Consider the following 15,123-nt stretch of genomic DNA (forward strand, 5'->3'; position numbering starts at 1 on the left):
GTGAGTTATGCGCATTTAACCCTGTGGGAGCGGGCTTGCTCGCGAAGGCGGCTGCACCTTCGACATATCTTCAAGCTGATCCACCGCTTTCGCGAGCAAGCCCGCTCCCACAGTAGAGCAGCGGTGAACCTCTTGTTCAATGTCTCCCCAGGGGCCGGAACTAGTAACAGCCAAAAAAAAGCCCCGCGTCCAAATGAGAAGCGGGGCAAAAATTTGGCTGGTTGCGGCCAACCAAAGGAGCTCGGTTGAGCCGGGTGGGTCAATTGCTGGCGACGGTTTCCGGTTGCCAGCCGCCACCCAGGGCCTTGTAGATCGCGACGATGCCGCGGTACAGGTCCACTTCGGCCTGGGCCTGGGTGTCTTCGGCCGCCAGGCGTTCACGTTGGGCGTCGAGCAGCACGAGGAAATCCACGGTGCCTTCGCGGTAGCGAATCTCTGCCAGGTCGGCGGCGGCGCGGCTCGATTCGCTCTGGCGGATCAGCGAGATCAGCCGCTGCTGACGCTTGCCATAGTCACTGAAGGCATTTTCCGACTCTTCCAGGGCCAGCAGCACTTGCTGTTCGTAGTTCGCCAGGGCACCGTCCGCCTCGGCGTCGGCACCGCGCAAGCGCGCCCGCACGCTGCCCAGGTCGAAAGCGGCCCAGGTAATGCTTGGGCCCAGCGCCCAGGCGTTGGCGGCAGAGGAACCGATCTGCGAACCGCGTCCGGCGGTGAAACCGAGGAAACCGCTCAAGCTGACCCGTGGGAACAGGTCGGCCTTGGCCACGCCGATGCGCGCCGTGGCGGCGGCCAGTTGGCGTTCGGCACTGAGGATGTCCGGGCGCCGTTGCAGCAGTTCACCCGGGTCGCCGATGGGCAGGGCCTTGGCGATAGCCGGCAACTGTTTCGGGCTCAGGTCGACGCTGAGTTTGTCCGGGCGTTCGCCCAACAGCGTGGCGATACGATTGCGTTGGCGCGCCTGCTCGGCCTGCAGCTGTGGCACGCTGGCTTCCACCGAGGCCAGGCGCGCATCGGCACGGACCACGTCGAGCTGATCGCCGACGCCGGCATCACGCAGGCTTTCGGTGATCTTGCGCGAATCCTGCTGGTTCTTCAGGTTGGCCAGGGCGATCTTTTCCCGCAGTTGTGCGCCGCGCAGTTGACCATAGGCATCCACCAGCTCGGCGATCATCGTCACCTGCAACTGATAGAGATCGGCTTCGATGGCCTGTTGATCGGCATCGGTGGCTTCCAGGTTGCGCTGGATGCGCCCGAACAAATCCAGTTCCCAGGCCATGTCCAGGCCCAGGTCGTAACGCTCGGAGTTGACCCGCTCGTCAGTCTGCCCCATCGGGTTCTGGCCTTTGCCCAGTTCGCTGCTGGCACGGCTGGTAATGGTCGGCATGGCGTCATTGCTGGCGTCATCGCGAATCGCCCGTGCGGCCCGCAAGCGGGCGAAGGCCACGCGCAACTCGCGGTTGCCGTCCAGGGAACGGGTCACCAACGCGTTGAGGGTCGGGTCGTCGAACTGCTGCCACCAGACGCCTTCGAAACGGGCGCGGTCGAAGTTCTTCTGGCCGGCAGCGCCGTCGGTGGCGGTGGTGATATTCGCCGCCTCCGTTTGCGGTGCCTTGTAGTCAGGGCCTACGGCACAGGCACTCAATGCCAGGACCAGCAAGCTCGGCACGAACGCTTTCAAACTCATTGTTGCGCCTCCAGTTTCAAAGCCCGGGCCGCCTTGCGGGCCTCGCTGCGTTCGACGAAGTTGCGGATCAGTACATAGAAGACGGGGGTGAGCAGCAGGCCGAAGAAGGTCACGCCGAGCATCCCGGAGAACACCGCCACACCCATGGCATGGCGCATTTCCGCACCGGCGCCGCTGGAGAACACCAGGGGCACCACGCCCATGATGAAGGCGAAGGAGGTCATCAGGATCGGCCGCAGACGCAGGCGGCACGCTTCGAGGACCGCCGCCAGCGGGTTCATGCCTTCGAGCTGTTTATCCTTGGCGAACTCGACGATCAGAATCGCGTTCTTGCAGGCAAGCCCCACCAGTACGATCAAACCGATCTGGGTAAAGATGTTGTTGTCGCCACCGGAGAGGATCACCCCGGTAATCGCCGACAGCAGGGTCATCGGTACGATCAGGATCACCGCCAATGGCAGGCTCCAGCTTTCGTACTGTGCCGCGAGCACCAGGAACGCCAGCAGTACGCAGAGCGGGAACACGAACAGCGCGGTGTTGCCCGAGAGGATCTGCTGGTACGTCAGGTCGGTCCACTCGTACGTCATGCCGTTGGGCAGTTCGTCCTTGAGCAGTTTCTCGATGGCTTTCTCGGCCTGGCCGGAGCTGTAGCCCGGGGCGGCAGCACCGTTGATTTCAGCAGTGATGAAGCCGTTGTAGTGCATCACGCGGTCTGGGCCCGAGGTGTCGCTGACCTTGATGAAGGTCGCCAGCGGGATCATCTCGCCACGGTTGTTGCGCACCTTGAGCTGGCCGATCTGGTCCGACTCGAGACGGAACTGCTGCTCGGCCTGGACGTTGACCTGGTAAGTACGGCCGAAGCGGTTGAAGTCGTTGGCATACAGCGAACCCAGGTAAATCTGCAGGGTGTCGAAGATGTCGCTGACGGCCACGCCGTGGGTCTTGGCTTTTTCACGGTCGATGGCGGCATCGACCTGGGGTACGTTCACGGTGTAGCTGGTAAACAACCCGGCCAGTTCCGGCACGCTGCGGCTCTTGGTGATGATGTTCATGGTTTCTTTGTACAGCTCGTCGTAGCCCAGGTTGCCCCGGTCTTCGATCTGCAGGCGGAAACCACCGATCGTGCCCAGGCCCTGTACCGGCGGCGGCGGGAAGATCGCCATGTAGGCTTCCTGGATCTCCGAGTACTTGCCGTTCAAGGCACCGGCGATGGCGCTGGCCGACATGCTCGGGTCCTTGCGCTCATCGAAGGGCTTGAGGGTCACGAACACGATGCCGGCGTTCGGGCTGTTGGTGAAACCGTTGATCGACAGGCCCGGGAAGGCCACGGCGCTTTCAACGCCCGGTTGCTTGAGCGCCAGGTCGGACATGCGCTTGATCACATCTTCGGTGCGATCCAGGCTCGCGGCGTCCGGCAGTTGAGCGAAGGCCACCAGGTATTGCTTGTCCTGGCCGGGCACGAAGCCGGTCGGGGTAGTGGAAAAACCGAAGAACGTCAGCACCATCAGGCCTGCATAAAGTACCAGGGCGATGCCGCTGCTGCGGATAACCCGCGCGACGGTGCCCACGTAGCCATGGCTGGCGCGCTCGAAGAAGCGGTTGAATGGACGGAACAACCAGCCGCCGAAGAGCTTGTCGAGGAACTTGGAGAAACGGTCCTTGGGCGCGTCATGGCCTTTGAGCAATACGGCAGCCAGGGCAGGGGACAGGGTCAGGGAGTTGATCGCCGAGATCACCGTGGAGATGGCAATGGTCAGGGCGAACTGTTTATAGAACTGACCGGTCAAGCCACTGATGAACGCCGCAGGAACGAAGACCGCGCACAGCACCAGGGCGGTGGCGATGATCGGGCCGGTCACTTCGCCCATGGCGCGCTTCGTCGCCTCCACGGGGGTGAGGCCCAGTTCGATGTTTCGCTCGACGTTTTCCACCACCACGATGGCGTCGTCCACCACGATACCGATCGCCAGGACCAGGCCGAACAGTGACAGGGCATTCAACGAGAAGCCGAACAGGTGCATCACTGCGAACGTACCGATCAGCGAAACCGGCACCGCCACCAACGGAATGATCGAGGCGCGCCAGGTCTGCAGGAACAGGATTACCACCAGCACCACGAGGATCAAGGCTTCGAACAGGGTGTGGACCACCGCTTCGATGGAGCCGCGGACGAAGATCGTCGGGTCATAGACGATGCTGTAGTCCATCCCGGCCGGGAAGCCTTTCTTCAGCTCATCCATCTTCTCGCGAACGTCATTGGAGATCTGGATGGCGTTAGAGCCGGGACGCTGGAAGATCGGGATCGCCACCGCCGGTTGGTTGTCCAGCAGCGAACGCAAGGCGTACTGGCTGGAGCCCAGTTCGACCCGAGCGATGTCCTTCAGGCGAGTGATTTCACCGTTGGCGCCGGAACGAATGATGATGTTCTCGAACTCTTCCTCATTGACCAGGCGCCCCTGGGTGTTGATCGACAGCTGGAAGGCCTGGGCATTCGGCGCCGGCGGCGCACCCAGGGCACCGGCCGCCACTTGACGGTTCTGCTCACGGATCGCGGTGACCACGTCGGTGGCGGTCAGGTTGCGCGAGGCGGTCTTGTTCGGATCCAGCCAGACGCGCAGGGAATAGTCGCCCATGCCGAACAATTGCACATCACCCACGCCGCCCAGGCGCGCCAGCTCATCCTTGATGTTGAGCAGGGCGTAGTTGGACAGGTAGAGCATGTCGTAGCGTTGGTCCGGCGAGGTCAAGTGCACGACCATGGTCAGGTCGGGCGATGCCTTGTCCACCGTGATGCCGATCCGGGTCACTTCTTCCGGCAGCTTGGGCTCGGTCCGGGTGACGCGGTTCTGCACCTGCACCTGGGCGTTGTCCAGATCGGTGCCGAGGGCGAAAGTGATGGTCAGGGTAATCTTGCCGTCAGCGGTGGACTGCGAGGACATGTACAACATGTTCTCGACGCCGGTAATGGCCTGCTCCAGGGGCGCGGCCACGGTTTCGCCGATGACCTTGGGGTTGGCGCCCGGGAAGTTGGCGCGTACGACCACGGTCGGCGGCACGACTTCCGGGTATTCGCTGATCGGTAGCTGGAACAGCGAGATGGCGCCGGCGATCAGGATCAGCAGCGAAAGCACTGCTGCGAAGATCGGCCGCGAAATGAAGAACTGGGAAAATTTCATCTTGGATTCAGTCCCTTAGTCGCGTGGGGTCGCAGCGGCCAGTTTGCCTGCCGAGCCTGACGCCGCCTTGGAGGGCGCGACTTGGGGCAGGTTGCTGGCTTCGAGCGCTTTACGTTGTTGTGCCAGGGCGGCAATGGTTTCTTCGCTGGCCATCGGCACGGTTTCAGGCGTAACCGGTGCGCCCGGACGGGCGCGTTGCAGCCCCTTGACGATGATGGTGTCGTCCTTGTTCAGGCCGCTGCGCACGATGCGCAGGCCTTCGATCTTCGGCCCCAGCTCGACGGCGCGGTAGGCCGGCTTGTTTTCGGCGTCCATCACCAAGACGAATTTCTTGCCCAGGTCGGTGCCCACGGCTTCGTCGTTGATCAGCACGGCGGCGTAGGTGCCGCTGCCCACCAGCTTCAAGCGGGCGTACAGGCCTGGGGTGTAGGTGCCATCTTTGTTGTCGAACACCGCGCGGCCACGGATGGTGCCCGTCTGTGGGTTGACCTGGTTGTCGACGAAGTTCATCTGGCCCTGGTGCGGGTTGCCGTCCTCGTTGGACAGGCCCATGTAGACCGGCGTGGCCTGGCCGCGCTGGCCCTGGCGGGCGAGTTGGGTGTACTTGAGGAAGACCCGCTCGTCGGCGTCGAAGTAGGCGTAGACCTTGTCGGTGGACACGACGCTGGTCAGCGGCGTGACATCGGCGGTCACCAGGTTGCCGGCGGTGATTTCCGCCCGGCTGACGCGACCGCTGATGGGCGAGGTAACGCGGGTGAAGCTCAGGTTCAGTTTCGCCAGGTCCAACTGCGCCTGGATGGCTGCGGCGGCGGCACGGGCTTCCTGGGCGGCGCTGGTGCGCGAATCCGCCAGCTCGGCGGAAATGGCATTGCTCAAGCGCAGGCGTTCGCCACGTTGGGCTTCATTCTCGCTGCGGGTGGCGGTGGCGCGGGCCTGGGCCAGTTGCGCTTCGAGACGACGGACTTCAGCCTGGAAGGGGCGTGGGTCGATCTGGAACAACAGATCGCCCTTCTTGACCAACGCGCCTTCGGTGAAGGCCACTTCGTCGATCTGCCCGGAAACCCGCGGGCGGATCTCAACGGTTTCTGGCGCTTCGAGGCGACCGGTGAATTCATCCCATTCGTTGACAGGCTGCTCCAAGACCTTGGCAACACTGACTTTGGCCGGCGGCATGGACGCTGCCGTGTCGGGAGTCTTGCCGCAAGCGCTCATCACCAGCACCGCCAGCAGCGCGAGGGGAAAACGCAGTTTTGAAAGTGAATGTTCCATGGATAGCATCCGCCAATGTATTGAGAATGGGCGGATGATGCGTGGCGCAAGACACCGGAACGAATCGAATGAAGCAAAGGTAACTATCATTCAGAATGATATAAGCCATCAATGAGACCTCTAGTCCGGGTAATGCGCCGCATTTTTTGGGAACCGATGGGCCCGTGGCGAGGGAGCTTGCTCCCGCTGGGCTGCGCGGCAGCCCCAAAACCAAGCACCGCGTAGCGTCAGGCAGATCGCATGCAGCTTATTGGGGCCGCTTCGCGCCCCAGCGGGAGCAAGCTCCCTCGCCACGGGGTTGAGTGCTCGGCATCAAGTCTGGAAACACCCGAGTCCCCCTGTGGGAGCCGAGCTTGCTCGCGATGACGGCTGTCCAGCCGACATCACCGCCAACGGACCCACCGCTTTCGCGAGCAGGCTCGCTCCCACACGGAAATTGGCGGTGGACACAAACCTTGTGGTCACTCGAGAACCCAGTGGGAGGGCCATAGGGTTTTGTAGCCTCAACCAAACTGCCTTTGTGGCGAGGGAGCTTGCTCCCGCTGGGCTGCGCAGCAGCCCCAAAACCAAACACCGCGTGGCATCAGGCAGATCGCATGCAGCTTATTGGGGCCGCTTCGCGCCCCAGCGGGAGCAAGCTCCCTCGCCAGGGGGTTGAGTGCTCGGCATCAGGTCTGGAAACACCCGAGTCCCCCTGTGGGAGCCGAGCTTGCTCGCGATGACGGCTGTCCAGCCGACATCACCGCCAACGGACCCACCGCTTTCGCGAGCAGGCTCGCTCCCACACGGAAATTGGCGGTGGACACAAACCTTGTGGTCACTCGAGAACCCAGTGGGAGGGCCATAGGGTTTTGTAGCCTCAACCAAACTGCCTTTGTGGCGAGGGAGCTTGCTCCCGCTGGGCTGCGCAGCAGCCCCAAAACCAAACACCGCGTGGCATCAGGCAGATCGCATGCAGCTTATTGGGGCCGCTTCGCGCCCCAGCGGGAGCAAGCTCCCTCGCCAGGGGGTTGAGTGCTCGGCATCAGGTCTGGAAACACCCGAGACCCCCTGTGGGAGCCGAGCTTGCTCGCGATGACGGCTGTCCAGCCGACATCACCGCCAACGGACCCACCGCTTTCGCGAGCAGGCTCGCTCTCACATTGGTTTCGGCAAGTCTTGAGTGAGTGGGTTGCCCACGAGCGGGCTTTGCTTTCTTGTGATCAAACTTATTGATGGCCGCCGGGTGAGCTTGACTCAAGCCTAATGCGGCAGATACAGGTCATGGACACGCTTGACGGTCCCATCCGCGCGAAGCGCTTCAACCGCTTCGCGCAAATGCTCGACCATTTCTGGCGAGCATTGCTTCGAACAGGCCAGGTAAAGGTCGGCGCTGCTGCCGACCTTGCTCATGAGCAGTTTGCGCTTGGACACCTTCGGCCAGATGTATCGACTCTCCGGCACGCCGTTGAACCAGGCATCGATACGCCCCATCAACAGCATCTGGGCGGGATTGTCGCCAATGGCCAGCGGGTAGATCTGTTCATCGCTGAAGCCTTCGGTGCGCAGGATATCTTCCTGTGCACTGCCCAGGCCGACGCCGATCTTGCGGTAGGTTTCCTTGGCCTGGGCGAAGCTGCTCACCCGTCGTTCAAGGCTGAAAAAGGCGCGCTCCATGGGCATGATCGAGGCGATCCAGGTGAAATGATCCTCTCGGGTGGGAATGCGCGAAAGAGGCGCGATCAGGTGGTCATGCTCTTCACTGACATGTTTCTGCGCCCGGGCCCAGGGAAGCACATGGATCTTTACCGTGTAGCCAGCCTTGGTCATCGCTGCCGCTGCGACATCGCCCACGATGCCGTAGCCCCTGGGATCGTTGACGAACGTCAGCGGCGGTGCGTCGAGAATGTGCAGTTCAATTTCCAAGGCTTCAGCGCCGGCGTTGTGCACGACCAGCAACGGTATCAATAGACAAAGCCTGGATAGCGCCTTGGTGGGAACATTCAAAACGCGTTTGCTGAGGCTCATGGTCGGTACTTCAGGCATTGGACGGTGGGGCGCATTCTACGGGGCGGCGCCGGAAACAGCGTGTTGCAGGCCAGTTTTATGTGATGCGGTGCACCCAAAGCGGGTTCGCCACAGTCGTTTTGTCTGGACACGCCCGTCTGTTGCATTGGCCTGACTGCGTGTATCTGAAGGTATAGATCATTGCGTCGACAAAAGCCTTGAGTCTTGCAACTTGATGCCGGATCACGGTGGTTGATCCAAAGGCCCTGAATGCCCAGGCGGATGGTTGGACTGCCTGCCCGGATTATTTATCGGCAAACCGCTCAAGTAACGGAGGAGCGGGTCCGTTACCTCTGACGAGGGCGCTGTGGCGAGGTAGCTGCAAGCCGGTCCTGAGGCCAAGGGGGAATTCGAGCAGCGGCTGACGAACGTCATCGGCGCGGTGTAAAGGTCCCGAAATTCCAGTGCTTGGCGGCGTGTATCTGTGCGTGTATTTGGCGGTATAAAACATTCGTTCAGCAATATCTTGAACTTTGTCTTTTGTTATCGGTTCCCAGAATGAGATCGCAAACAACGTTTCATTGTATTTGGTTTTGTATCTGTAGTTTCTTTCCTACATATCCGAGGGCTCGACCATGCATTCGCATGGATGAGCGCCGTTGTAGGCGGTGTCTGTAAGCGTCCTACTTGCTCATTGTAGGCTTCTTCTTTTTTAACGACGGCCACCCACTTTAAACCTATCTGGCTCTCTACCGGGTCGCTTACAGTCGTACTAAATCTACGAGCAGGAAGCAGGGCAATAACGATGGTCGACGCTTGGTGGAAACAAAGTAATCCGCAGCCCAGCCTCCGACGAGCTTGCGCACAACGCCTGAGTGGCGTGCTGAAGGAGTACGGCATCCCTGCCTCGGGTTTTGCCGAGGTACTGCGTATAACCCCTCAATGTTTGTGCTACTGGAAAAGACGAGGCGTACCTCGGTTACGGGTGGAGCAGCTGGCGCGTTTGTTGAGTATCAGTGAGGTGTGGCTGGCGACTGGGGAGGGCGAGCGGGCAAGCGGGCTATATCGGCGGTGGGAGCAAGATCAAATAGACGGTGCATGAGCCGTCTCAGGTGCGGCAATGGCCGTTGAAACCAAGGAGCAAAGGACATGACTTCAAACAGTTTCCAAAACGAGGTGCCCAAGGCCCGGGTCAACATCAAACTCGACTTGCACACCGGTGGTGCGCAGAAACAAGTCGAGTTGCCACTAAAATTGATGGTGATGGGCGATTACAGTAACGGCAAGGAACATCGTTCATTGTCGGAACGGGGCAAGATTGATATCAACAAAAATAACTTTGATAACGTCTTGGGTGAGTTTTCTCCAGAGCTGAAACTTCAAACGCATAACACCTTGGCTGATGATAAGTCCGATGTGTCTGTGGAATTGAAGTTTCAAAGCATGAGGGACTTCGAGCCGGAGCAGGTAGCACGGCAGATTCCGCAATTGCGCGCACTGTTGGCGATGCGCAACCTGCTACGCGACCTGAAGTCGAACTTGTTGGATAACGTGACCTTTCGTCACGAATTGGAGCGCATCCTCAAGGATGATGCGCTCAGCGATGAGTTGCGAGCCGAGTTGGCGGCATTGGCGCCGTAAATCGTTCGCTAATTAAAGTTATCGCCAAGCCAGAAGAGAAAATTAACTATGTCTGTTGAGAGTTCTAACGTGCAATCGCGCGGCGCTACAGTATTGTCCGAAGATAATGGCGTCTACGCTGCGCTTTTCAGCAAGATCAATCTGAACCCTGTCGCAGCGTTGGCAGATATTGAAACTTTTCAGCACGCCGAGGCTTTGTCAGAGGCCTCGACTGATGAGCGGGTTACTGCCGCTGTCAGCGTGTTCTTGAAATTGCTCAAGCAGTCGTCGCAGAAAGTAGAACGACTGGACAAAGTACTGCTTGATGAACACATCGCTTCGCTGGACATGCAGATCAGTCGCCAACTCGATGCGGTGATGCATCATCCTGACTTTCAACGCGTCGAATCAACCTGGCGTGGCATTAAGTCACTGATAGAGCAGACAGATTTTCGTCAGAACGTGCGTATCGAATTGCTGGACATCAGCAAGGACGATCTGGTGCGAGATTTTGAAGACGCCCCCGAAATCGCCCAGAGCGGTTTGTACCTGCATACCTATACCCGGGAATACGATATGCCGGGTGGCGAGCCGATTGCAGCGGCTATTTCCAATTACGAGTTCGACCGCAGCCCACGGGACATCGCGTTGCTGCGCAACATCTCGAAAGTGTCGGCAGCGGCGCACATGCCGTTCATTGGTTCGGTGGGCCCGGCGTTCTTTGGCAAGAAATCCATGGAGGAAGTGGCGGCCATCAAGGACATCGGTAACTACTTCGATCGGGCCGAATACATCAAGTGGAAGGCATTTCGCGAAAGTGACGACGCGCGCTACATCGGCCTGACCATGCCCCGGGTGTTGGGTCGTTTGCCCTATGGGCCGGATACGATTCCCGTGCGCAGCTTCAACTACATCGAGAGCGTCAAGGGCCCGGACCACCACAAGTATCTTTGGACCAACGCGTCTTTTGCCTTCGCTGCCAACATGGTCAAGAGCTTTATTGCCAACGGCTGGTGCGTGCAGATTCGTGGGCCGCAGTCCGGCGGCGCGGTTACGGATTTGCCGATCCATTTGTACGACCTGGGTACCGGTAACCAAGTGAAGATTCCTTCGGAGGTGATGATTCCGGAAACCCGCGAATTCGAATTTGCCAATCTCGGTTTCATTCCGTTGTCGTATTACAAGAACCGTGACTACGCCTGCTTCTTCTCCGCCAGCTCCGCGCAAAAACCAGCGTTATACGACACGCCGGATGCCACCGCCAACAGCCGAATCAATGCACGCCTGCCTTATATCTTCCTGCTTTCGCGTATTGCCCATTATTTGAAACTGATCCAGCGCGAAAACATCGGCACCACCAAGGACCGTCGTTTATTGGAGTTGGAACTCAATAAGTGGATCGGCGGGTTGGTCACCGAGATGACCGACCCGGGCGATGACCTGCAGGCATCCCATCCGCTACGTGACGCGAAAGTGACCGTAGAAGACATTGAAGACAATCCCGGTTTCTTCCGCGTGAAGTTGTATGCGGTGCCGCACTTTCAAGTCGAGGGTATGGACGTCAATTTGTCATTGGTTTCGCAGATGCCCAAGGCAAAAGCCTGACTCACGCCCAAGGAAACGACGCCATGAAAATCGATCGTCCCTTGTGGACATCCGGCACCCTGTTGTCTGCGCAACAGTTCCAGCAGCAGGCGCGCTGGGAAGCCTGGGCCAACGAACAGCTTGCTCACCTGGCCTTGGCACACCCGTGGGGGGTGAAGGCTGTTGCGTTTGACCTGGACGCATTGCGCCTGGGCAAGCTCAAGGCAACCCGGCTGAGTGTGCGCATGCCCGACGGAACCCTGCTCGATAGCGAAAGGGTGGATCGCCTGCCACCGGGGCTGGAGTTGGCACGGCGGCTGCCTGAAGACATCCAGCAAACGCTCGTGCTGCTGGCTTTGCCCTTGGAGCAGGCCAACGGCAACAACTGCCTGTTGCAGGAAGGCCGGGCTGATCGGCCGACCCGGTATCGCCAGGACTGGCGAGCGGTACAGGATCTTTATGCCGACGAAGTGCAGTCGATCGGCGTACTGGAGCACGTGCTGAGTCTGCGCCTGGACAGGGACGACAATGGCGATTACCTGACTTGCCCCATCGCGCGCCTGGTGCGCGACGGGCAGGACGGGTGGAGCCTCGATCCGGCCTACGTGCCGCCGCTGCTCAGTTTTGCCGCGCATCCGAGGCTCCTGGCCCAGCTGGATAACCTGCTGACTCAGTTGTCCGCCAAGCGGCAGCGACTGATGGGCATGCGGCGGGAAAGCAATCAGCGCATGGCCGATTTTGCCGTGGCCGATGTGTCGTTGTTCTGGCTGCTCAATGCCTTGAATACCTACCAGCCGGTGCTGGCGGACCTCAAGGCATATCCGCAGCGGCCCCCCGAGCAGGTCTACCTGGAATTGATCAAGCTGGCCGGCAGCCTGCTGACGTTCTCGCTGGAACACGATATCGACAAAATTCCCGACTATCGGCATGAGCACCTGGAAACCGTGTTCTCACCGCTGATACGCACCATCTCCACCTTGCTGGAAGCCAGCCTGCCGTCGCGGGTCATTGCCTTGGTACTGGAGAAGAAGGGGACCAATCGCTGGGAGGTGAAGCTCAACGATGAGCGCCTGCGTGAAGCGGGCGGTGCGGACTTCTACCTGTCGGTTCGCAGCCCCTTGCCGGCGGCGCAATTGCAGGATCAGTTTCCACGCCTGTGCAAGGCCGGTGCGCCGGACGATGTCGATGCCCTGATCAACGCCGCACTCGACGGCATCCCACTCAAACCCCTCAGCCATGTGCCGGTGGCGATTCCTCTGCGCCTGGAGAACCAGTACTTCGCCCTAGACCTCGGTCATCCCAAGGGACAGGCCATGTTAGCCACGGGCACCTGTGCCTTCTACGTGCCCAGCACGCTGGCGGATGTGCAACTTGAACTGTTTGCGGTGCTGCGCACATGAATCTGATCACTTCGAAAAAACACAACGCAACGACGCTGGACATCGATGACCTGCTGCAGGGCACCTACCTGCTGGTGGTCGAGTTGCGCCAAGGCGCTTTGGTACTCGATAGCGAGGCATTGATAGACCGTTGCGTGGCCCAGGTCGAGCAAGTTCGACAACGGCTCGAACAGACGGGGTTGAGCCCGCGTAGCATCGATCACATCAACCATGCCCAATGCGCGCTGCTGGATGAGACAGTGCTCACTTGCGCAAAAGAGGGTGCACGTACCGATTGGGCCAGGGAGCCATTGCAGGCGAGGTTTTTCAATCGGCACCAGGCGGGTGAGTTTCTTTACGAGGATATGCGGGAGGTGTTGCGCGAAGCCGCGCCGGACCAGGCGGTGCTGACCGCGTTTCAACGGATACTGACGCTCGGTTTCCGGGGGCGTTACCAGGATCCATCCGATCCGGAGCGCGAGCAGATTCTGGCCGCCTTCAACGCACAGGTGGCGCCCTTGGCGCTCAATCAACGCCTGACTACGCAGGGGGCTGGTGGCGAGCTGATCGAAAGACTGCGTCGGTTCGGTTCGCCCTTGATGCATACCCTGGCGATTGTCCTGTTGTTCGCTGGGGTCTGGTGGGCAATGGACCATCTGTTGAACGGCGTGATCGCCTCACTTTTGCCCGATAGGGCGTGAGGCGCAAATGACGCTCAAACTGCAACGAGTTCTCTGGCTGTGGGCGGGCACGCTTGCGCTCGCCTTAATCCTCATCATTGCGCTTGCCACCTGGGCACGCGTCGTCGCGATGCTGGTGGTGGTGGGCTGTGTTTGGTTGGGCTGGATACTGTCCAGCCGCCGCGTTGCGCGCCGGCTTGGATCGGCGGGCCTGGCCGCAAACGCGTCCTTGCCCGCGGCTTCATTTCGTCGACCGGTCGTACTGGTTTGCGGCGATGACCAGGAGGCTTTGTTCGGCACCATTCCATTAGAGCAAACGGCCCTGCGCGTGAGTGCCCAAGGGTGCTACATCCGAGTGTCGGAACTGGAACAGTTACCGACCGTCACCGAAAGCATCCTGGCCTTGCGCCCGGATTGGGGCAGCCAACTCAGCGTGATGCTGGTCGTCAATTCCGGCTCGCACGCAGAGCCTGGCGTCCTGGCCGGGCACCTGCGCGCCTTCCGCTACCAATTCGCCCAGGCGCGAAACTACGGGGGCGCACTACCGCTGGTGCTGGTGAGCTATCTACAGACATCGCAAGGCGAAGATCCCTGGTTCTGTTGGGCAAACGGTCAGCCCAGTCCCCGGATCCGTAATGCCGGCGCCTGCGTCAGTGTGGCCGACTGGCAGTCGCAATCCGTTGATTCGTCGTTGCAAGCCATACGGGTCCACACCGTCGTGCAACTGCGCAGCGCTGCCGCCTGGCTGCATGAGGCGGTCCTGCCACACTTGCGGTTGGATGATGTTGTTGGCTCAGCATTTATTTGCGCTATCAAACCGGTACGGGCGTTGCCCCAACTCGTGGAAGAAAATTTGTGGCGGCAATGGCTACGCCACAAAGTAGCGCTGGAGGACAACAGGCAAGCATTGGCAGGTGCCCGGTTGCCGTTCCCGGACCCTGTATTGAACTTGATCCCACGGCGCGTCCAACGCCTGCAGACACAGCGCGCCACTGTCGCCGGCTTGTGGATGTTCGCGCTGACCGGCGTACTCGCGTTGTTCAATTCTGCGTGGCAGAACACCTTGTTGGCACGTCAAGTCAGTGATGACCTGCATCGCTACACGTCCCTCTCGGCGTTGGAACAACGTGATCAGCAGGCCGTTATCCGGCGTGAAGGCACAGCGCTGGTGCTCCGTCAGGCAGCTCAACGCCTGGACAGGTATTACCGACACGGCGAGCCGCTGTCGCTGGGCCTGGGCCTGTATCGCGGCGAACGCTGGCGCGCGCCGCTGTGGGCGGTGCTCACCAATCACCGCGAACCGCCGCTTTCAACGCCCCTGCAATCACCCAGGCCGGTACGCCTGGACAGCCTCTCGCTGTTCAGTCCGGGCAGCGCCCAACTCAAGCCGGACTCGACCAAGGTACTGATCGAGGCATTGGTCGGTATCAAGGCCCAACCCGGCTGGCTGATCGTGATCGCCGGGCACACCGATGCCACCGGCGATGAGTCCCGGAACCTGCGGCTGTCCCGCGCCCGGGCTGCCGCCGTGCATGACTGGATGCAACACATGGGCGGCCTGCCTGACAGTTGCTTCGCGGTGCAAGGGTTCGGCGCCAGCCAGCCGATCGCCAGTAATGACACCGAAGCAGGGCGCGCCGCCAATCGTCGTGTCGATATCCGTCTGGTACCTGAAGTGGGGGCTTGTGCCTTTCCCACCGCAGGTCCGGACACGCCACCCCCAGTCGCATCCCGCGACTATTAAC

The 15,123-nt window shown here is 60.5% G+C and carries 9 protein-coding genes; 5 read left to right on the plus strand and 4 right to left on the minus strand.

Translation table 11 applies throughout. The features are described 5' to 3' along the window. Positions 1-259 precede the first annotated feature (259 nt). The 4 genes from M1D99_RS15645 to M1D99_RS15660 form a co-directional block, all read right to left on the minus strand. On the minus strand, positions 260-1,684 hold the full coding sequence (locus tag M1D99_RS15645) for an efflux transporter outer membrane subunit (protein WP_434570052.1): 1,425 nt from the start codon (positions 1,682-1,684) through the stop codon (positions 260-262). After that, positions 1,681-4,860, minus strand: a complete 3,180-nt coding sequence (locus tag M1D99_RS15650; RefSeq protein WP_458130408.1) for an efflux RND transporter permease subunit — start codon at positions 4,858-4,860, stop codon at positions 1,681-1,683. The genes M1D99_RS15645 and M1D99_RS15650 overlap by 4 nt, the downstream gene beginning before the upstream one ends. 15 nt (positions 4,861-4,875) lie before the next feature. Then, positions 4,876-6,129: a multidrug efflux RND transporter periplasmic adaptor subunit MexE gene (gene mexE / locus M1D99_RS15655; RefSeq protein WP_186709350.1), complete on the minus strand. Its 1,254-nt coding sequence runs from the start codon at positions 6,127-6,129 to the stop codon at positions 4,876-4,878. Positions 6,130-7,371: 1,242 nt separating this feature from the next. Further along, positions 7,372-8,136: a substrate-binding periplasmic protein gene (locus tag M1D99_RS15660; protein WP_458130409.1), complete on the minus strand. Its 765-nt coding sequence runs from the start codon at positions 8,134-8,136 to the stop codon at positions 7,372-7,374. A 1,128-nt stretch (positions 8,137-9,264) separates the two neighbouring features. Between M1D99_RS15660 and tssB the strand changes: the two genes are divergently transcribed. Genes tssB through M1D99_RS15685 form a run of 5 tightly spaced genes read left to right on the plus strand, consistent with a single transcriptional unit; the run spans position 9,265 to position 15,122 of the window. After that, a complete protein-coding gene (gene tssB / locus M1D99_RS15665; RefSeq protein WP_434570058.1) occupies positions 9,265-9,756 on the plus strand; it encodes a type VI secretion system contractile sheath small subunit in 492 nt (163 codons plus the stop codon). A 48-nt stretch (positions 9,757-9,804) separates the two neighbouring features. Then, entirely contained in the window at positions 9,805-11,340 is a 1,536-nt protein-coding gene (gene tssC / locus M1D99_RS15670; RefSeq protein WP_434570060.1) for a type VI secretion system contractile sheath large subunit, read from the plus strand. Positions 11,341-11,363: 23 nt separating this feature from the next. Continuing rightward, a complete protein-coding gene (gene tssK / locus M1D99_RS15675) occupies positions 11,364-12,719 on the plus strand; it encodes a type VI secretion system baseplate subunit TssK (protein ID WP_434570062.1) in 1,356 nt (451 codons plus the stop codon). Then, complete coding sequence (gene tssL, locus M1D99_RS15680) at positions 12,716-13,399, plus strand: type VI secretion system protein TssL, short form (RefSeq protein ID WP_458130410.1); 684 nt, start codon at positions 12,716-12,718, stop codon at positions 13,397-13,399. Before tssK ends, tssL begins: the two co-directional genes overlap by 4 nt. Before the next feature lie 7 nt (positions 13,400-13,406). Further along, on the plus strand, positions 13,407-15,122 hold the full coding sequence (locus M1D99_RS15685) for an OmpA family protein (RefSeq protein ID WP_434570066.1): 1,716 nt from the start codon (positions 13,407-13,409) through the stop codon (positions 15,120-15,122). The last annotated feature ends 1 nt before the right edge of the window (position 15,123 follow it).

The organism is Pseudomonas sp. R3-41, assembly GCF_054161485.1.

What these genes read in the sequence shown, in the direction of transcription:
- M1D99_RS15645 (WP_434570052.1), bottom strand. Translation starts at nt 1,684, where the DNA reads ATGAGTTTGAAAGCGTTCGTGCCGAGCTTGCTGGTCCTGGCATTGAGT.
- tssC (WP_434570060.1), top strand. Translation starts at nt 9,805, where the DNA reads ATGTCTGTTGAGAGTTCTAACGTGCAATCGCGCGGCGCTACAGTATTG.
- tssL (WP_458130410.1), top strand. Translation starts at nt 12,716, where the DNA reads ATGAATCTGATCACTTCGAAAAAACACAACGCAACGACGCTGGACATC.
- tssK (WP_434570062.1), top strand. Translation starts at nt 11,364, where the DNA reads ATGAAAATCGATCGTCCCTTGTGGACATCCGGCACCCTGTTGTCTGCG.
- tssB (WP_434570058.1), top strand. Translation starts at nt 9,265, where the DNA reads ATGACTTCAAACAGTTTCCAAAACGAGGTGCCCAAGGCCCGGGTCAAC.
- M1D99_RS15685 (WP_434570066.1), top strand. Translation starts at nt 13,407, where the DNA reads ATGACGCTCAAACTGCAACGAGTTCTCTGGCTGTGGGCGGGCACGCTT.
- M1D99_RS15650 (WP_458130408.1), bottom strand. Translation starts at nt 4,860, where the DNA reads ATGAAATTTTCCCAGTTCTTCATTTCGCGGCCGATCTTCGCAGCAGTG.
- mexE (WP_186709350.1), bottom strand. Translation starts at nt 6,129, where the DNA reads ATGGAACATTCACTTTCAAAACTGCGTTTTCCCCTCGCGCTGCTGGCG.
- M1D99_RS15660 (WP_458130409.1), bottom strand. Translation starts at nt 8,136, where the DNA reads ATGAGCCTCAGCAAACGCGTTTTGAATGTTCCCACCAAGGCGCTATCC.